General features: G+C 72.9%; 1 protein-coding gene and 1 pseudogene. Both read left to right on the top strand.

Annotation, left to right across the window (positions count from 1 at the left end; genetic code table 11):
• The first annotated feature begins 30 nt into the window (after positions 1-30).
• The gene (locus SH922_RS27965) at positions 31-16,380 is read left to right on the top strand and encodes an SDR family NAD(P)-dependent oxidoreductase (protein ID WP_393060630.1); all 16,350 of its coding nucleotides are present in this window, start codon (positions 31-33) and stop codon (positions 16,378-16,380) included.
• Between the two features lie 103 nt (positions 16,381-16,483).
• Positions 16,484-21,580, top strand: a pseudogene (locus SH922_RS27970) (type I polyketide synthase); the annotation flags it as partial.
• Positions 21,581-21,586 lie beyond the last annotated feature (6 nt).

Below are 21,586 nucleotides of genomic sequence, written 5' to 3' on the forward strand. Positions count from 1 at the left end.
GGTGACGGGCGACAATTGTGTGGAGTGCAGATGACTGAGTCGGAAAACTTCGTCTCTGGCACCGACGGTGTGCCGGACGGGGGCACGGTGCAGCAGGCCGCACTCGTGCGTGAGCTGGAATCCCTCCCCACCTCGGAGCAGACCCGGGTGCTGCTGGAGCTCGTGCGGGAGAGCACCGCGGCCGTACTGAGGCAGACCCGGCCGGACGCCACGCAGACCGTGGACCCGGCACGCGCCTTCCGCGAACTGGGGCTCGACTCCGTGGCGCTGGTGGCCCTGCACGTCCGGCTGATCGCGGCCACCGGCCTTCCGCTACCCCCTACCGTCGCCTTCGACCACCCCTCACCGGCCGCCCTCGCCGCACATCTGCGCACCGAGGCCCTGGGCCTGCCCGACCTGCCCGACCCGGTCTTCGCGCCGGGCATCGCCACCGACGACCCGATCGCCGTCGTCGGCATCGGCTGCCGCTACCCCGGTGATGTGTCGTCCCCCGAGGACCTGTGGCAGCTGGTCGCCGACGGCACCCACGTCCGCGACGACTTCCCCGCCGACCGGGGCTGGGACCTCGACCGCCTCTTCGACGACGACCCCACGACCCCCGGCACCACCTACGCCCGCCACGGCGGATTCCTGTCCGGCGCGGCCGAGTTCGACGCGGACTTCTTCTCCATCAGCCCCCGTGAAGCCCTCGCGATGGACCCCCAGCAGCGCCTCGTGCTGGAGACCGTGTGGGAGGCCGTGGAGCGGGCCGGGATCGACGCGCAGACCCTGCGCTCCAGCCGGACCGGCGTCTTCGTGGCCGCCGAGCCGCAGGAGTACGCGATGCGCCTGCACGAGGCGCCGGACGGCCTGGACGGATACCTGCTCAGCGGCAACGCACCCAGCGTCGTCTCCGGCCGGGTCGCCTACACGCTCGGCCTGGAAGGCCCCGCGCTGACCGTCGACACCGCCTGCTCGGGTTCGCTCGTCGGCCTCCACCTCGCCGTCCAGTCCCTGCGGCGCGGCGAGTGCACCCTCGCGCTGGCCGGCGGGGTCGCCGTCATGGGCAGCCCCGGCGTGTTCACCGCGTTCGCACGGCAGCGCGGTCTCGCGGCCGACGGCACCGTCAAGGCGTTCGCCGCCGCCGCGGACGGCACCGCGTTCGCCGAGGGCGCCGGTGTGTTCGTCCTGGAACGCCTCTCCGACGCACGGGCCAACAACCACCCCGTCCTCGCCGTCGTACGCGGCACGGCCGTCAACCAGGACGGCGCGTCCAACGGCCTGACCGCGCCGAGCGGCCGCGCGCAGCGCCAGGTCATCCGCCAGGCACTCGCGGACGCCGGACTCACCGTCGGCGATGTCGACGCCGTCGAGGCGCACGGCACCGGTACCACGCTCGGCGACCCGATCGAGGCCCAGGCGCTGATCGCCACCTACGGGCAGGAGCGCACCGGGGGACCGGTCTGGCTCGGTTCGGTGAAGTCCAACATCGGGCACACCCAGGCGGCGGCGGGCTCGGCCGGCCTGATCAAGATGATCATGGCGATGCGCCATGGTCTGCTGCCCGCGACGCTGCACGTGGACGACCCCTCGCCCAACGTCGACTGGTCGGCGGGGGAGGTCCGGCTGCTGACCGAACCCGTGCCGTGGGCGTCGGGGGAGCGCACCCGCCGGGCCGCCGTCTCCTCCTTCGGCGTCAGCGGCACCAACGCCCACATCGTCGTCGAGGAACCGCCGGCCGAGACCACGCAGAGCGCCGCCGCCGAGGGCGACGGCACCCCGGCCGAGGACGGACGGCCCCTGCCGGCGACGCTCTCGGCCAAGAGTGAGGCCGCCCTGCGTGACCAGGCACGACGCTTGCTGGCACACGTCGAGAGGAACCCCGGGGCCCGGCCGCTCGACCTCGCCCACTCCCTGGCGACCACCCGCTCCGCACTGCCGCACCGCGCCGCGGTGCTCGCCGGCGACCGCGCGGCCCTCCTCGACGGGCTGCGCGCCGTGGCGGACGGCCGCGACGCCCCCGGCGTGTTCACCTCGGTCACCGGCGGCGCCACCGCCTTCCTCTTCACCGGCCAGGGCAGCCAGCGCCTCGCCATGGGACGCCGGCTGTACGACGCCTACCCCGTCTACGCCAAGGCCCTCGACAACGCCATCGGCTATCTCGACCTCCAGCTCGACCGCTCCCTGTGGGACGTCCTGTTCGCCGAGGAGGACACCCCCGAGGCGGCCCTGCTGGACCGCACCATGTACGCGCAGGCGGCCCTCTTCGCCGTCGAGGTCGCCCTGTTCAGGCTCCTGGAGTCCTGGGGCGTCCAGCCCGACTACGTGGCCGGGCACTCCATCGGCGAGCTGACCGCCGCGCACGTCGCCGGTGTGCTCTCGCTCGACGACGCCGCCACCCTCGTCGCCGCGCGCGGCCGGCTGATGCAGGCACTGCCCGAGGGCGGCGCCATGATCGCCGTGGAGGCGGACGAGGCGACGGTGGAGCCGCTCCTCGCGCACTGCCGCGACACGGTGAGCATCGCGGCGGTCAACGGCCCCCGCTCGGTCGTCCTTTCCGGCGACGAGGACACGGTCACCGCCATCGCCGCCCGGCTGGAGGCCGACGGCCACCGCACCAAACGGCTCCGGGTCAGCCACGCGTTCCACTCGCCGCTGATGGAACCCATGCTCGACGAGTTCCGGCAGATCGCCCGGATCCTCACCTACAGCGCGCCGAAGCTCCCTGTCGTCTCCGCCCTCACCGGCGGGCTCGCCACCGCCGAGGAACTCACCGACCCCGAGCACTGGGTACGGCACATCTGCGCGCCCGTACGCTTCCACGACGCCGTCGCCTCCCTCGCGGGCCGGGACGTCGCCACCTTCCTCGAACTCGGACCCGACCCGGTGCTCTGCGCCATGGGCCGCGCGAGCGCCGACCCGTCCGCGGTGTTCACCCCGCTCCTGCGCCGCGGGCACGACGAGGCGTACCAACTGCTCAGCGCCCTGGCCGTCGCCCACACGCGTGGCACCCGTGTCGACTGGCACGCCTTCTTCGCCGGTGCCGGCGCCCACCGCGTCGAGCTCCCCACCTACGCCTTCCAGCGCGAGCGGTTCTGGCTCAGCGCCCCCGACGCCGCCCAGGACGCGACGGCGCTCGGCCAGATGGCCGCCGACCACCCCCTGCTGGGCGCGGTGGTGGGCCTCGCGGACACCGGGGGCGCCGTCCTCACCGGACGGGTCTCGCTGCGCTCGCACCCCTGGCTCGCCGACCACGTGATCGACGGCCATGTCCTGCTGCCCGGCACCGCGTTCGTCGACCTCGCGGTCCGGGCCGGTGAACAGACCGGCTGCGAACACCTCGACGAACTGGTCATGGCGGCCCCGCTGACCCTGCCCACCACGGGCGGCGTCGCCCTCCAGATCGTCGTCGACGCCCCCGACACCACCGGCCGGCGCGCCGTCGCCTTCTACTCACGCGACGAGGACGCCCCCGCCGACGCCCCGTGGACCCGTCACGCCACCGGCCGCCTGGCCCCCCGGGACCTGACCGGCCCGCCGCCCGCGGACTTCGCGGCAGGCACCTGGCCGCCGCCCGGCGCTGAGGCCCTCGACATCACCGGCCTCTACGGTGACCTGGCCACGCAGGGCTACGGATACGGCCCCGCCTTCCACGGACTGCGAGCGGTCTGGAAGGCCGGGGAGGGCGAGGTGTTCGCCGAGGTACGGCTGCCCGAGACGGCCGGGGACCCGGCCTCCGCCTACGGACTCCACCCCGCGCTGCTCGACGCGGTCCTGCACGCCACGGACTTCGCCACAGCGGCCGCCACGGACGGCCCGGAAGACCGCATCCTGCTGCCCTTCGCCTGGACCGGCGTCACCCTGCACGCGGTCGGCGCCACCACGCTGCGGGTACGCGTCACCGCCACCGGCACCGACGAGGTCGCCCTCGAACTGGCCGACGCCACCGGAGCCCCGGTGGCCTCCGTCGACTCCTTCCTCGTCCGGCCCCTCGCGGCCGGCGGACTGGCCGCCACCGCCCACCCGGACGCCCTCCACCACGTCCGGTGGACCCCGCTGCCGACCCCCGCCGCCACCCCGCCGAACCCCGACGCCGCATTCCACACCTGCCCCGCACCGACCGGGCCCGACGTCGCCGCCGACGTCCGCACCGTCCTCGGCGACACGCTGACGGCCGTACGCGACTGGCTCACCGACGAGCGGTCCACCACCGCGCGCCTGACCGTAATCACCCGGGGCGCGGTCGCCGCCGCCCCCGGTGAGCAGGCCGCACTCGCCCAGGCACCCGTCTGGGGCCTGGTGCGCTCGGCACAGGCCGAACACCCCGGCCGCTTCCTCCTGCTCGACACCGACGGCTCCCTCGACACGGACGAACTGCTGCGCCTCACCGCCGACTCGGACGAGCCCGAGATCGCGCTGCGCGACGGCCGGTTGCACGCCCCCCGGCTGACCCGCACCACGCAGGCGCCGGACACCGCCGCGACCCCCTGGCGCACCGACGGCACCGTCCTGATCACCGGTGGCACCGGCGGCGTCGGCGCCACGGTCGCCCGGCACCTGGTCACCGCACACGGTGTACGCGGACTGCTGCTCACCGGCCGCCGGGGCGCGGACGCCCCCGGCGCAGAGGAGCTGCGCGCCGAGCTGACCGCACTCGGTGCCGAGGTCGTGATCGCCGCCTGCGACGCCGCCGATCGCGAGGCGCTGGCCGACGTACTGGCCGCCGTACCGGAGCGGCTGCCGTTGAGCGCCGTGGTGCACGCCGCAGGGGTGCTCGACGACGCACTGGTCGAATCGCTCGACGACGCCCGCCTGGACACCGTCCTGCGGCCCAAGGCCGACGGGGCCTGGAACCTGCACGAGCTCACCCGCGACAGCGACCTGTCGGCGTTCGTCCTGTTCTCCTCCACCGCCACCCTCCTGGACGGTGCGGGACAGGGGAACTACGCCGCCGCCAACGTCTTCCTCGACGCACTGGCCACCCACCGCGGCGCCCTCGGCCTCCCCGCGACCTCGCTCGCCTGGGGGCTGTGGACCGGCACCGGCGGCATGGGCGGCAGCCTCGACGAGGCCGCGCTGCGGCGCATCGAACGCCTCGGCCTCCAGCCCCTGTCCGTCGCGGAGAACCTCGCCCTGCTTGACCGTGCGATCACCACCGTCGACCACCCGGCCGTCGTGCCCGTACGGCTGAACCTGCGCACGCTCAACGCCCGCGCCGACGACGTCCCGGCCCTCCTGCGAGCCCTGGTCCGCCCGCCGCGCCGCTCCGTGGGCGGCGGCGGGGTCAGCGTCGAACAGTCCCTCGCGCGGAGCCTGAGCGGCCTGACCCGCTCGGAGCGCGGCGAGGCCCTCCTCGACCTGGTCCGTACCCAGGTGGCCGCAGTCCTCGGCCACGACGGACCCGAACGCGTCCTCACCACAAGGGCGTTCAACGAAATGGGCTTCGACTCCCTCGCGGCCGTCGAGCTCCGCAACCGGCTCAGCGCCGCCACCGGCCTGCCACTGACGGCCACGCTCGTCTTCGACTACCCCTCGCCCGGATCCCTCGCCGACCACCTGGCATCCCGGCTCGGCGGCGACGCGGAGCAGCACGCCGGGCGGCACACTCCGGCCGCCCCCGCCGCGACCGACGACGACCCCATCGCCATCGTCTCCATGGCCTGCCGCTACCCCGGGGGCGTGACCTCGCCCGAGGAGCTGTGGCAGCTCGTCGAGGAGGGACGCGACGTCGTCTCGGCCTTCCCCACCGACCGCGGCTGGGCCACCGACATCCACGACACCGAGCCCGGCGCGCCGGGCAAGAGCCTCACCGACCAGGGCGGTTTCCTTTACGGGGCGGCCGACTTCGACGCCGAGTTCTTCGGCATCAGCCCCCGCGAGGCCCAGGCCATGGACCCCCAGCAGCGACTGCTGCTGGAGATCGCCTGGGAGACCGTCGAACGCGCGGGCATCGACCCGCACACCCTGCGCGGCAGCGACACCGGCGTGTTCGCCGGCGTGATGTACCACGACTGGGGGCTGCGGCTCGGTCCGCTGCCCGAGCACGTGGCCGGCTACCACGGCAACGGCAGCCTCGCCAGCGTGGTGTCCGGACGTGTCGCCTACACCCTGGGCATCGAAGGCCCCGCCGTCACCGTCGACACCGCCTGCTCGTCCTCCCTCGTCGCCCTGCACTGGGCCGCCCAGGCGCTGCGCCGGGGCGACTGCGCCCTCGCCCTCGCGGGCGGCGTCACCGTCATGTCCACCCCGGACACCTTCGTCGACATGAGCAGGCAGCGCGGCCTGGCCACCGACGGGCGGTGCAAGTCGTTCGGCAGCGGTGCCGACGGCACCGGCTGGGGCGAGGGCGTCGGCATGCTCCTGCTGGAGCGGCTCTCCGATGCCGAACGCAACGGCCACCGCGTGCTCGGCATCGTCCGAGGCTCCGCCGTCAACTCCGACGGGGCCTCCAACGGCCTCACCGCCCCCAACGGCCCCGCCCAACAGCGCGTCATCCGTCGCGCGTTGAGCGTCGCCGGCCTCACCCCGGCCGACGTCGACGCCGTCGAGGGGCATGGCACAGGCACCGTCCTGGGCGACCCGATCGAGGCCCAGGCACTGCTGGAGACGTACGGCCAGGAGCGCCCGGCCGCCGACAGCCCGCTGCTGCTCGGCTCCATCAAGTCCAACATGGGCCACACCCAGGCGGCGGCCGGCGTGGCGGGCATCATCAAGATGGTGCAGGCGATGCGCCACGGCACGCTGCCCGCGACCCTGCACGCCGACGAGCCGTCACCCCAGGTGGACTGGGACTCCGGCGCAGTCGCGCTGGTGACCGGTCCCACCGCCTGGCCCGCGCACGGCCGCCCGCGTCGCGCAGGCGTGTCGTCGTTCGGCATCAGCGGCACCAACGCCCACGTGATCATCGAGGAGCCGCCCGCCGCCACCGCGCCGCAGGACGTGCCCGAGCCGGCCGGGCCCACGCCCGGCCCGGTCATCTGGCCGCTCTCGGCGAGGACCCCGGACGCGCTGAGCGCCCAGGCCACGCGCCTGCTCGGCCACCTCGCCACGGTCCCCGACGACGCACTCGCCGCGACGGGCCACGCCCTCGCGACGACCCGCGCCGCCCTGGACCACCGCGCCGTCGCCCTCGGAGCCGACCGCACGGAACTCGCCGCCGCTCTGGAGGCGTTGGCTTCCGGTGGCGGGGCGGTGCGGGACGCGGTCAGTGAGGGCAAGGTCGCGTTCCTGTTCACGGGTCAGGGTGCGCAGCGTCTTGGTATGGGCCGGGAGTTGTATGAGGCGTTCCCGGTGTTCGCGGAGGCGTTCGACGCGGTGCTCGCGGAGCTGGATGCCCGGTTGGGGCGTTCGTTGCGTGACGTGGTCTGGGGTGAGGACGCCGGCCTGCTGAACGGGACGATGTTCGCCCAGGCCGGTCTGTTCGCGGTCGAGACGGCGTTGTTCCGGCTGGTGGAGTCCTGGGGTGTGCGTCCGGACTTCCTGGTCGGCCACTCGGTCGGTGAGATCGCGGCCGCGCATGTGTCTGGTGCGTTGTCGTTGGCGGATGCGGCTGAACTGGTCGTGTCACGTGGTCGGTTGATGCAGGCGCTTCCTTCCGGCGGCTCGATGGTGGCGGTGGAGGCGGCGGAGGCTGAGGTGCTTCCGTTGCTGAACGGTGAGGTGGGCATCGCTGCGGTCAACGGGCCGCGTTCCGTCGTTGTCTCGGGTACGGAGGCGGCGGTTCGCGAGCTGGTCGCGACGTTCGAGGCTCAGGACCGCAGGACGAGTGTGCTGCGGGTGTCTCACGCGTTCCATTCGCCTTTGATGGAGCCGATGCTGGCGGAGTTCGGGGCGGTGGTGGCCGGGCTGGAGTTCGGTGCCCCGTCGATTCCGGTGGTGTCGGGTGTGTCCGGGGATCTGTCGGAGGGTTGGGGTTCGCCGGAGTACTGGGTGCGGCATGTCCGTGAAGCGGTGCGCTTCGCCGACGCGATCCGGTTCCTTGAGGACCGCGGCGTCACCTCGTACATCGAGATCGGACCGGACGCCGTGCTCAGTGGCATGGGCCAGGACTGCGTCCAGGATGCGGAGGGGACGGCGTTCGTCCCGTCGCTGCGACGGAAGCGGCCCGAGGTCCGCGACCTCCTCGCAGCCGTCGGTCGTGCCCACGCACGCGGTGTCACCGTCGCATGGGACGCCTTCTTCGGTCTCCATGGCATCGGACAGGGCCCGGACCTGCCCACCTACGCCTTCCAGCACCAGCGCTACTGGCTCGACCTGGCCACTGCCCCCGGCGACCTGGACGCGGTCGGTCTCGAAGCGGTCACCCACCCGCTGCTGAGCGCGGCTGTGGCGACGCCGGACGACGGTGGCGTCGTCCTCACGGGGCGGCTCGCGACCGGCACCCAGCCGTGGCTCGCGGACCACGGCGTGCTGGGCAGCGTGCTGCTGCCGGGCACCGGTTTCGTCGAGCTGGCGATCCGGGCGGGTGACCACGTCGGCTGCGGCCGGATCGAGGAGCTGCTCCTCGAAGCGCCGCTGACGCTGCCGGCCCGGGGAGGGGTCGCCCTGCGCGTCGTCGTCGGCGCACCGGACCCCTCCGGCGCCTGCACGGTCAGCATCCACTCCCGCGGCTCCGCGGACCCCGACGCCCCGTGGACCAGACATGCCCACGGCACCCTCACCCGCGAGGCGTCCGAACCCGCCTTCGACCTCACCCAGTGGCCGCCGGCCGGCGGCACCCCGCTCGACGTCGAATCCGCCTATGAGCGGCTGCGCGAGCGCGGCTACGCCTACGGCCCCGCCTTCCAGGGCCTGCGCGCGGCCTGGCGGCGCGGCGACGACGTGTTCGCCGAGGTCGCTCTCGACGGTGCCGCCCGCGACGAGGCAGCGGCCTTCGGACTGCACCCCGCGCTCCTCGACGCGGCCATGCACGCCGATCTGCTGACGGACCCGGCCGCCGACGCGGCCACCCTGCTGCCCTTCTCGTGGAACGGCGTCACCCTGCACGCCGCCGGAACCCCCTCGCTACGCGTCCACATCCAGCGGATACGCGGCGACGAGGTGTCCGCCATCATGGTCGCCGACGAGAGCGGCGCACCGGTGGCCACCGTGGAGTCGCTCGTCTCCCGCCCGGTCTCGCCGGAGCAGATCGCCGCGGCCTCGGGCGCAGCCTCCGCCGCCCTCCACCGGATCGTCTGGCAGCGGACGGAGCCGGTCACCGCGACGGCCGACGACACCTCCGCGTACACCGTCCTGCACTGCCCGGTGTCGCCCGAGGGCCAGGACGTCCCGGACGCCGTGCGCGCCCTCACCCACCGCGTGCTCGGCGAGATACGTGACCGGCTCGCCGGCCCCGAGGCCGGCAGCGGCCCCCTCGTCGTGGTCACCCGGCGTGCCGTGCCCGTGCGGCCCGGCGAGGACGTGGACCCGGCCCAGGCCCCCGTATGGGGTGTGGTGCGTGCCGCACAGGCCGAGAACCCGGGCCGGTTCCTCCTCCTCGACGTCGAGGACGAGTCCGGGGCGACGGAGGCCGCCCTCGCCGCGGCCGTCGCGTCCGGCGAACCCGAATCCGCCCTGCGCGGCGGCGAGTCCTGGGTGCCGCGACTGGGCCGCGCCACCGCGCCCGAGCCCGCGCGGACTTCCCCGTGGGACACCGAGGGCACGGTGCTGATCACCGGAGGCACCAGCGGCCTCGGCGCACTCGTCGCGCGTCACCTCGTCACCCGGCACGGAGTACGGCACCTCCTCCTGGCCGGCCGGCGCGGCCCGGGCACACCCGGCGCGGAGGAACTCGCCGCCGAACTGACGGGCCTCGGCGCCCAGGTGAAGATCGCCGCGTGCGATGTGGCCGACCGCGACGGGCTGGCCGCCCTGCTCGCCGGGATCGACGCCGACCGCCCGCTGCGCGCCGTCGTGCACGCGGCGGCGGTCGCCGACGGCGGCCTGGTCGGCAGCCTCACGCCCGAACGGTTCGACGCCGTCCTGCGCCCCAAGGCCGAGGGCGCGTGGCACCTGCACGAGCTGACCAGGGACGCCGATCTCACCGCGTTCGTCATGTTCTCCTCGGCAGGCGGCCTCGTCCTCGCTGCCGGACAGGCCGACTACGCGGCGGCCAACGTCTTCCTGGACGCGCTCGCCACCCACCGCGCGGCGGCCGGACTGCCCGCGACGTCCCTCGCGTTCGGCATGTGGGAGGTCAGCACCGGGCTCGGCGGCGACCTCACCGAAGCCGACCTGGAGAGGATGCGGCGGCTCGGCCTGCCCGCCCTCCCCGCCGAGCGGGGCCTGGAGCTCTTCGACGCCGCCCTCGTCGCCGAGGACGCCGTCGTCGTCCCCCTCGCCATCGACGCGGCGGCGCTCGCCGCCCGCAGCGACGAGGTGCCCGCACTGCTGCGCGGCCGGGTCCGTACCCCCGCCCGCCGCACCGTCCGGGCGGCCGCCACCGGCTCCGCCCTGGAACGCCGCCTGGCCGGTGCGACCCCCGACGAGCGGGCCCGCATCCTGCTGGACACCGTCCGCACCCAGGTCGCGTCCGTCCTCGGCCAGCCGACCCCCGAGGCGGTCGGACCCGACACGGCCTTCCGCGACCAGGGGTTCGACTCCCTCGCCGCCGTGGAACTGCGCAACCTGCTGGTCGGCTCCACCGGGCTGCGGCTGCCCGCGACGCTGGTCTTCGACTACCCCAACTCCCGTGCCGTGGCCGGGTACCTCGACACCCTGCTCACCGGCTCGACCGCCGCCGCCGCTCCCGTCGCCACCCCGCTCGCGGCCGTCGACGACGACCCGATCGCCGTGGTGGCCATCAGCTGCCGCTTCCCCGGAGGCGTCCGCTCACCCGAGGACCTGTGGGACCTCGTCGCGGAGGGCGTCGACGCCATCGGTGACTTCCCCGCCGACCGTGGCTGGGACGCCGACGGCCTCTACGACCCCGAACCGGGGCTCCCCGGCCGCACGTACGTGCGCGAAGGCGGATTCCTCTACGACGCGGCCGAGTTCGACCCCGAGTTCTTCGGCATCATGCCGCGCGAGGCCCTCGCGATGGACCCGCAGCAACGGCTGCTGCTTCAGTCCGCGTGGGAGACGTTCGAGCGCGCCGGCATCGACCCGGAGACGCTGCGCGGCAGCCAGACCGGTGTGTACGCCGGTGTGATGTACCACGAGTACGGCAGCCGGGTCACCAACGTCCCCGACGACCTGGCCGGCTACCTCGGCAACGGCAGCGCGGGCAGCATCGCCTCCGGCCGCGTCGCCTACGCGCTGGGCCTCGAAGGGCCCGCCGTCACGGTCGACACCGCCTGCTCCTCATCCCTGGTCAGCCTTCACATGGCCTGCCAGGCGCTGCGTACCGGCGAGATCGACCTCGCCCTGGCGGGCGGTGTCACCGTCATGCCGACCCCGGAGATCTTCGTCGACTTCAGCCGGCAGCGCGGACTCGCTGCCGACGGACGCTCCAAGGCGTTCGCGGGCGCCGCCGACGGCACGAGCTGGGCCGAGGGCGTCGGCCTCCTGCTGGTGGAGCGCCTTTCCGACGCCCGCCGCAACGGGCACCCCGTCCTCGCGGTGGTCCGGGGCAGCGCCATCAACCAGGACGGCGCCTCCAACGGCCTGACCGCCCCCAACGGCCCCTCCCAGCAGCGCGTCATCCACAAGGCCCTCTCGGCCGCGGGACTCACCCCTGCCGATGTGGACGCGGTGGAGGGACACGGCACCGGCACCCGGCTGGGCGACCCGATCGAGGCCCAGGCCCTGCTCGCCACGTACGGCCAGGGCCGCCCCGCCGACCGCCCGCTGTGGCTCGGCTCGGTCAAGTCGAACATCGGGCACGCCCAGGCCGCCGCGGGTGTCAGCGGAGTCATCAAGATGGTGATGGCCCTGCGCAACGGCCTGCTGCCCCGGACCCTGCACGTCGACGAGCCGTCACCGCAGGTGGACTGGGAGGCCGGTGGCGTACGGCTGCTGACCGAGCCGGTCACCTGGGCGGCGCACGACCGGCCCCGACGGGCAGGCGTATCCTCCTTCGGGCTCAGCGGCACCAACGCCCACGTCATCATCGAGGAAGCACCCCGGGACGACACCGCGTCCTCCGAGCCCTCTGCGCAGGACGGCCCGGCCGGCGTCGCCGCTTCCGCCGGACCGCTGCCCGTCGTAACGCTGCCGCTGTCCGCGCGCAGCGCCACGGCCCTCGCGGCGCAGGCCGGTCGCCTCCTTGCCCATGTGGAGGCGCACCCGGACGAGGCGTTGGTGGATGTCGGTTATTCGTTGGCGACGACGCGTGCGGTGTTGGATCACCGTGCGGTGGTGCTGTCCGCGGACCGTGAGGCGGCGGTGCGTGCGTTGTCCGATCTGGTGGCGGGCCGGGAGTGTGCGGATGTCGTCACGTCGGCGGGTTCGTCGGCGGAGGGTCTGACGGCGTTCCTGTTCACGGGTCAGGGTGCGCAGCGTCTCGGTATGGGCCGGGAGCTGTATGAGGCGTTCCCGGTGTTCGCGGAGGCGTTCGACGCGGTTCTCACCGAGCTGGATGCCCGGCTGGGGCGTTCGTTGCGTGACGTGGTGTGGGGTGAGGACGCCGGCCTGCTGAGCGGGACGATGTTCGCCCAGGCCGGTCTGTTCGCGGTCGAGACGGCACTGTTCCGGCTGGTGGAGTCGTGGGGCGTACGGGCCGATGTGGTGGCGGGCCACTCGATCGGCGAGATCACGGCCGCGCATGTGTCGGGCGTGCTGTCGTTGGCCGATGCGGCTGAACTGGTCGTGGCACGTGGCCGGTTGATGCAGGCGCTTCCCGCGGGCGGGGTGATGGTGGCGGTGGCCGCGTCGGAGGCGGAGGTGCTTCCGTTGCTGAGCGGCGAGGTGGGGCTGGCGGCGGTGAACGGTCCGTCGGCCGTGGTGGTGTCGGGGGCGGAGAAGGAGACGCTCGCGGTCGCGGAGCACTTCACCGCGCTGGGGCGCCGGACGAAGCGCCTGAACGTCTCGCACGCCTTCCACTCGCCGCTCATGGAACCCATGCTCGACGAGTTCCGGAAGGTCGCCGGGACACTCTCGTACAACGCTCCCTCGATGCGCGTCGTGTCCCACGTGACCGGAACCGAAGCGACCACCGAGCAGCTGACCTCGCCCGAGTACTGGGTACGTCACGTGCGCGAGGCCGTCCGTTTCGCCGACGGCATCGCCCACCTCTCGGGACAGGGCGTCACCCGATTCGTGGAACTCGGACCCGACGCGGTGCTCACCGCACTCGCCGAGGCCACCGCACACCACTCGACCGACACCCTCACCGTGCCCGTCCTGCGCAAGGGCAGGCCAGAGGTTCCCACCCTGCTCGCAGCCCTTGCCCGGCTGCACGTCGCCGGGCCCGGCATCAGCTGGGCCGACGTCCTCGACGGTCGCGGCGGCCGCAAGGTCGAGCTGCCCACGTACGCCTTCGACCGGACCACGTACTGGCTCGACGCCCCCGATCCCGTCGGCGGCGATGTCACCGGCCTCGGCCAGACCGCCGCCGCGCACCCGCTGCTCAGCGCCGTGGTCGCCTCCCCGGAGGCCGGCGGCGTGGTGCTCACCGGGCGACTCTCCGTCCGCACCCACCCCTGGCTCGCCGACCACGACGTCCTCGGGACCGTGCTGCTGCCCGGCACCGGCTACATCGAACTGGCCATCCGGGCCGGTGAGGAAGTCGGCTGCGAGGTGGTGGAGGAGCTCACCATCGAGGCACTGATGCCGCTCCCGCCCCACGGCGGACTCGCCGTCCAGGTCGTCGTCGACGCACCCGACGCGGGCGGGCGCTGCTCACTCGCCGTCTACTCCCGCGCCGACGACGCCCCGGCCGGCGCACCCTGGAGCAAGCACGCCAGCGGCGTACTCGCCCCGGGAAGCGGACAGGCGCCGCCCGCCGGCACCTTTGCCCCCGCCCCGGCGGACTGGCCGCCCACGGGCGCGACCGAGGTCGACATCTCCGGTGTGTACGACTACCTCACCGGCCAGGGCTACGGCTACGGCCCCATGTTCCGGGGGCTGCGCGGCATCTGGTCCCGGGGCAGGGAGACGTTCGCGGAGGTGTCCCTGCCGGAGGACTCCCTGGACGTCGGCAAGGACTTCCGTCTCCACCCCTCGATCCTCGACGCGGCGCTGAGCGCGACCGACTTCATGGACGGGCGCCGCCCCCAGGACGTCGGCGGCACCCAACTGCCGTTCGCCTGGTCAGGCGTCACCCTGCACGCCGCCGGCTCCTCGCGGCTGCGGGTGCGCATCACCGCCGTCGAATCCCACCGGTCACAGGGCTCGGACGCGGTACGCCTCGAACTCACCGACCCCATGGGCACCCCGGTCGCCACGATCGAGTCCCTCGTGGTCCGCCCCGTCACCGCGGCCAAGGTCAACGCGGCCGCCGCCGCGGGTGGCGGTGGTGAGCACGAGGCCGTGTTCCAACTGGTAACCCAGCAACTGCCCCTCGGCGCGGCCGTCGCCGCGGCCACCGACCGCTGGGCGGTGCTCGGTGCCGACCCCGGCGGCACGCAGGCCGCCGGACCCGGCACCCCCTACCGCGACCTCTCCGCCCTCGGCGCCGCGCTGACCGGCGGCGCCCCGGTCCCCGACGTCGTCCTCCTGCCCGTGCCGCACTCCACGGACCACGAGGACATCCCGGCGGCGGTCCGCTCCGTCACCGGACAGGTCCTCGCCACGCTCCAGTCCTGGCTCGCGGACGAGCGGTACGCCCGGTCCCGCCTCATGGTGGTCACCCGCGACGCCCTCCCCGCCGAGGACAGCGGCGCCGCCGCGGACCTGGTCCAGGCACCGGTGTGGGGGCTGCTGCGCGCCGCCCAGGAGGAGTACCCCGGCCGGTTCGTGCTCGTCGACTCCGACGGCAGCGCCACGGCCCGCGAGTCGCTGCCCGCCGTGGCCGCGTCCGGCGAACCCGAGGCGATCCTGCGCGGCGCCGAAGTACGGGTGCCCCGCCTGGCCCGGGTGCCGGCGACAGCACCCACGGTGCCCCTGCCCTGGGACGCCGAGGGGACCGTACTGATCACCGGAGGGACCAGCGGCCTCGGCGCCGTCGTCGCCCGCCACCTGGTGGAACGGCACGGCGTACGCCATCTCCTGCTCGCCGGACGGCGTGGCCAGGACGCGCCAGGAGCCACCGAACTCCGCGACGCACTGCACGGACTCGGCGCCCGTGTCACCCTCGCGGCCTGCGACACGTCCGACCGCGCGGCGGTCGACGACCTGCTGACCGCGATACCGGCCGCACACCCGCTGACGGCGGTGGTCCACGCGGCCGCGGTCATGGACAACGCACTGATCGCCGCCCTCACCCCTGCACAGGTCGACACGGTGATGCGCCCCAAGGTGGACGCGGCCTGGAACCTGCACGAGGCGACACGCGGCCTGGACCTGAAGGCGTTCATCCTCTTCTCCTCCTGCGCCGGCCTGGTCGTCGGCATCGGCCAGGGCAACTACGCCGCAGCCAACCGTTTCCTGGACGCCCTCTCCGCCCACCGCCGCGCGGCCGGACTTCCCGGTACGTCCCTGGCGTTCGGCCTCTGGGAGACCAAGACCGGCCTCGGGGGCGGCGTCACCCACGCCGACCTGCGGCGCATGCGCACGATGGGCATGCCGGCCCTGCCGACCGCCGAGGGCCTGGCCCTTCTCGACGAGGCCCTGGAACTCGACCGGCCGGTGCTCGTACCGATCCGGGTGGAACGCGATCGCCACGCCACGGCCGAACCGCCGCACCTGCTGAAGGACGTGCTCGGCGCACCGGAACGGCCCGCCGCCCGCAAGGAGGTGCGGGCACCCGCCGTCACCACGGTGACCGCTCCTGCCACCGAACTCACGCTGGAACAGAGGCTGGCCGGCATGAAGGCGGCCGAACGCAGGCGCACCGTCCTGGACGTCGTACGCGAGCAGGTCGCCGGAGTCAGCCACAGCGTTCCGGCCACCATCGACGTCTCCAAGGGCTTCACCGAGCTCGGCCTCGACTCGCTCGCCGCGATCGATCTCCGCAACCGGCTCCAGAAGGCCACCGGCCTCCGGCTCCCGGCGACCCTCATGTTCGACTACCCCAGCCCGACGGTGCTGGCCGACTACCTTCTCGACGAACTCCCGCCGGGCCTCGACGAGAACACACCGGACGCGCCCGCCGGCACCGCACCCGCACAGAGCGGGCCGGGGACCGCGGAGACCGACGACTCCATCCGGCAGGCCCTCGCGGACATCCCGGTCGACGCGCTCCGGGAGTCCGGCCTGCTGGACGCACTGCTGAAACTCGCCGCCCGACCCGCGGCACCCGCACCCGCCACCGAACCCGGTACGCGCACCCCGCGGGACGAGGCCGCACAGGCCGGCGAAGCGATCAGGACCATGGACGTCGACGACCTGGTGCGCGCCGCGCTCGCGTCCGCCGACCCGACCCGGAACCCGAGCGAGGGCTGAGAACATCATGGAAGCATCTGTAGAGCAGTTGGTCGCCGCCCTCCGCACGACCATGGTCGAGAACGAACGCCTGCGGTCGGCCAACGACCGCCTCACCGGCGACGCCACCGAGCCGATTGCGATCGTGGGGATGGCGTGTCGTTATCCGGGTGGGGTGGGTTCTCCGGATGAGTTGTGGGATCTGGTGGTGGAGGGCCGGGACGGTGTGTCGGGGTTTCCGGTGGACCGTGGGTGGGATGTGGAGGGGCTTTACGATCCGGAGCCGGGGAAGCCGAATCGTACGGTGACGCGTGAGGGCGGCTTCCTGTATGACGCGGCTGATTTCGATGCCGGGGTGTTCGGGATTTCGCCGCGTGAGGCGTTGGGGATGGATCCGCAGCAGCGGTTGTTGCTGGAGGCGTCCTGGGAGGCGGTGGAGAGTGCGGGGATCGATCCCCTCTCCCTGAAGGGCAGCCGGACCGGAGTCTTCGCCGGCGTCATGTACCACGACTACGGGCCGGGCACGAGCGACGGCAGCCTCGTCACCGGCCGCGTGGCCTTCACCCTCGGCCTCGAAGGTCCCGCCGTCACCGTCGACACCGCGTGCTCGTCCTCGCTCGTCGCCCTCCACTGGGCAGGCCAGGCGCTGCGCCGAGGCGACTGCTCGATGGCGCTGGTGGGTGGCGTGACGGTGATGACGACGCCGGACATGTTCCTCTACTTCAGCCACCAGCGGGGCATGGCGAAGGACGGCCGTTGCAAGTCCTTCGCCGCCGATGCCGACGGCACCGGCTGCTCGGAGGGCGTCGGCGTCCTCATGGTCGAACGCCTCTCGGACGCCCGGCGGAACGGGCACCCGGTCCTTGCGGTGATCCGGGGAAGCGCCATCAACCAGGACGGCGCGTCGAGCGGGATGACCACCCCCAACGGTCCGTCGCAGCAGCGGGTGATCCGCGCGGCGCTGGAGAACGCCGGGATCGCGACCACGGACGTGGACCTGGTGGAGGCGCACGGGACAGGCACCCGGCTGGGTGACCCGATCGAGGCGCAGGCGTTGCTGGCGACGTATGGGCAGGGGCGCCCCGAGGGCGATCCGCTGTGGCTGGGGTCCTTGAAGTCGAACCTGGGGCACACCCAGGCTGCCGCGGGTGTGGGCGGGGTGATCAAGGCGGTGCAGGCGATTCGGCACGGTGTGCTGCCGAAGTCCCTTCACTCGCAGACGCGTTCGCCGCATGTGGACTGGGACGCGGGTGCGGTGGAGCTGCTGACGGAGTCGCGTGCGTGGCCGGAGCGGGATCGTCCGCGTCGTGTGGGTGTGTCGTCGTTCGGTCTGAGTGGGACGAACGCGCATGTGATCGTGGAGCAGGCTCCGGTGGTGGAGGAGCCGCAGGCGGTTGCCGGGGTTGAGCTGCCGGTGGTTCCGGTGGTGTTGTCGGCGCAGAGTGAGAGTGGGCTGTCGGGTCAGGCGGCGCGGTTGCTGGCCCGGATCGAGTCCTCTGATTCATCTCTGCTGGATGCGGGTTTCTCGTCGGTGGTGTCGCGTGCGGTGCTGGAGCATCGTGCGGTGGTCGCGGCTTCGGACCGTGAGGAGTTGGTACGGGGCCTGCGCGCGTTGGTCGAGGGCGAGTTGTCGCCGTCGGTGGTGCGGGGGGTTGCACGGCCGGCAGGTGCCACGGCCTTCCTGTTCACGGGTCAGGGTGCGCAGCGTCTTGGTATGGGCCGGGAGTTGTATGAGGCGTTCCCGGTGTTTGCGGAGGCGTTCGACGCGGTGCTCGCGGAGTTGGATGCCCGGTTGGGGCGTTCGTTGCGTGACGTGGTGTGGGGTGAGGACGCCGGCCTGTTGAACGGGACGATGTTCGCCCAGGCCGGGTTGTTCGCGGTCGAGACGGCGTTGTTCCGGCTGGCGGAGTCCTGGGGTGTGCGCCCGGACTTCCTGGTCGGCCACTCGGTCGGTGAGATCGCGGCCGCGCACGTGTCTGGTGCGCTGTCGTTGGCGGATGCAGCTGAGCTGGTGGTGGCGCGTGGTCGGTTGATGCAGGCGTTGCCGGCCGGTGGGTCGATGGTGGCGGTGGAGGCGGCGGAGGCTGAGGTGCTTCCGTTGCTGAACGGTGAGGTGGGCATCGCGGCGGTCAACGGGCCGCGTTCCGTCGTTGTCTCGGGTACGGAGGCGGCGGTTGCTGATCTGGTGGAGAAGTTCGCCGGTCAGGGCCGTCGTACGAGTGTGTTGCGGGTGTCGCATGCGTTCCATTCGCCTTTGATGGAGCCGATGCTGGCGGAGTTCGGGGCGGTGGTGGCCGGGTTGTCGTTCGGTGCCCCGTCGATTCCGGTGGTGTCGGGTGTGTCCGGGGATCTGTCGGAGGGTTGGGGTTCGCCGGAGTACTGGGTGCGGCATGTGCGGGAAGCGGTGCGTTTCGCGGATGCGGTGTCGTTCGTGGTGTCGCGGGGTGTGACGTCGTTCGTCGAGGTGGGTCCGGACGGTGTGCTGAGTGGGATGGCGCAGCAGTCGGTGGACACGGAGTCGGCGACGGTCTTCGTCCCGCTGGTGCGCAAGGGCCGCCCCGAGCTGCCCACGGCCGTGGCGGCGTTGGGGCAGTTGCATGTGGCGGGTGTTCCGGTGGACTGGGCCCGGCTCTTCGAGGGCTCGGGTGCCCGCCGCGTCGATCTGCCGACCTACGCCTTCCAGCGCGAGCGGTTCTGGTTGGAGTGTGTGGGTGGTGGGGATGCGGGTGGTTTGGGTCAGGTGGTGGTGGATCATCCGGTGTTGGGTGCTGCGGTGGCGTTGCCGGATTCTGGTGGTGTGGTGTTGACGGGTCGGTTGTCGGTGGAGGGGATGGGGTGGTTGGGGGATCACGTGGTGTTGGGTTCGGTGTTGTTGCCGGGGGCGGCGTTTGTGGAGTTGGTGGTGCGGGCTGCTGATGAGGTGGGTTGTGGGGTGGTGGAGGAGTTGACGTTGCGGGCGCCGTTGGTTGTTCCGGAGCGTGGTGGGGTGGCGTTGCAGGTGGTGGTGGGTGGTCCGGACGATGTGGGTAGTCGTTCGGTGCGGGTGCATTCGCGTCGGGAGAGTGCGGGTGCGGGTGCGGCGTGGGTGTTGCATGCGGATGGTGTGGTGGGTGGTGGTGCGGGGGAGTCGGTGCCGGCTTTCGACCTCACCGCATGGCCCCCACCCGGCGCGACCGCCGTACGTACGGACGACGCCTACGAGCTCCTCCACAAGCAGGGTTACGTCTACGGCCCCGTCTTCCAGGGACTCAAAGCAGTGTGGCGGCGCGGGGACGACGTCTTCGCCGAGGTCGAGCTGCCCGAGCAGGCGCACGGGGACGCCGAACGTTTTGGTCTCCATCCCGCCCTGCTCGACGCGACCATGCATGCACTGGGAGTCGGGGAGGACGTCACGGGCGACGAGCCGACCGAGCTTCCCTTCTCCTGGACGAACGTGTCCCTGCACGCCGCCGGTGCCCGCTCGCTGCGGGTGCGGCTTTCGCCGCAAGGCGCCACAAGCCGCACGCTGAGCCTGGCGGACCAGGACGGCGCCCCTGTGGCCACGATCGGCGGACTCATGTTCCGTCCGGTGTCGGTGGAGCAGTTGGCCGGGTCGGGTGTGGGTGGTGGGTTGCATGAGGTGGTGTGGCGGCCGTTGGTGGCGGCTGGGGTGGTTGAGGGTGCGGGTGTGTTGAGGCCGGCTGTGTTCGAGGTGCCGGTGGTGGGTGTGGATCCGGTGGTGGGTGTGCGGTCGGTGTTGGGTGGGGTGCTTGAGGCGGTTCAGGGCTGGCTGGCTGATGAGGGTGCGGACGGTCCGCTGGTCGTGGTGACGCGTGGTGCGGTGTCGGTGGGTGCGGATGGCGGGGTGGATGTGTGCCAGGCGCCGGTGTGGGGTTTGGTGCGGGCGGCTCAGGCGGAGAATCCGGGGCGGTTCGTGTTGGTGGATGTGGATCCCGCGGGTGGGGTGTTCGCGGATGTTGTGGGTGTGGTGCTGGCTTCGGGTGAGCCTGAGGTCGCGGTGCGTGGGGGTGAGGTTCTGGTTCCGCGTCTGGTGGAGGTGGCTGCTGGTGTCGCGGTGGCGCAGGGGGTGCCGGACGGGGTTGTGTTGGTGACGGGTGGCACGGGTGGTCTGGGTGGTTTGGTGGCGCGGCATCTGGTGGAGGTGCATGGGGTGCGGCGTCTGGTGTTGGCGGGTCGTCGCGGTCTGGAGGCTCCGGGGGTGGGTGAACTGCTCGATGGCCTTGCGGGGTTGGGTGCCGAGGTGTCGGTGGTGGCGTGTGACATGTCGGACCGTGATGCGGTGGCCGGTCTGGTGGGGGGTGTGGGTGCGGATCTGGTTGGTGTGGTGCATGCGGCGGGTGCTGGTGACAACGGTTTGGTCGGGTCGATGGACGGGGCCCGGTTTGATCGGGTGTTGGGTGCGAAGGCGGATGGTGCCTGGTACTTGCACGAGCTGACGCGTGAGCGTGAGTTGGCGTTCTTCGTGATGTTCTCGTCGGCGGGTGGTTCGGTGCTGGCTGCGGGTCAGGCGAACTATGCGGCGGCGAACGTGTTCCTGGACGCACTGGCTGTGCAGCGTCGGGCGGAGGGTCTGCCGGCCACCTCCCTCGCGTACGGGCTGTGGGACGTCGCCACCGGCCTGACCGAGGCCATCGACGACGACGCCCGTCTCATGGCAGCACGCGGCCTGCCCGCGCTCGCCCCGGCCGACGCGCTCCGGCTCTTCGACGCCGGCCTGCGCTCCGGGCGGCCGGCGCTGGTGCCTCTCGCCGTCGACGTACCGACCCTGAAGGCGAAGCCCGGCGCGCTGCACTCCCTTCTGCGGGACATGGTCCTCACCGAGGCCGGCCCCGTCGTCCGGAGCCGCACGAAGAGCGCCGATCCCGCCGCGCTCGTCGCCCGCCTCACCGGGCTGAGCACCGAGGACCGTGAACGGGCCCTGCTGGACCTGGTACGCGGTCACGCCGCCGCCGTTCTGGGGCACTCGGGTGCCGAAGCGGTCCCGGCCGAGCGCGGATTCCTCGACATCGGATTCGACTCGCTGACGGCTCTGGAACTCAGGAGCCGCCTGGGCGAGGTGACCGGCTGCCGGCTGGCGCCGACGCTCATCTTCGACTACCCCTCGGCCGCCGAGCTTGCCACGCACCTGCGCCGGACGCTCTTCGGCGAGGACACCCCCGCGGATGACCTCAGCGCGGCCACCGCGGACGAGTTGTTCGACATTCTCGACGGCGAGGCGTAGTGCCCT

Origin of the sequence: Streptomyces sp. LN549 (assembly GCF_043203805.1) — a bacterium.
Classification (GTDB): domain Bacteria; phylum Actinomycetota; class Actinomycetes; order Streptomycetales; family Streptomycetaceae; genus Streptomyces.

Coding starts and splice junctions, on each gene's coding strand:
- SH922_RS27965 (WP_393060630.1), top strand. CDS start 31: ATGACTGAGTCGGAAAACTTCGTCTCTGGCACCGACGGTGTGCCGGAC.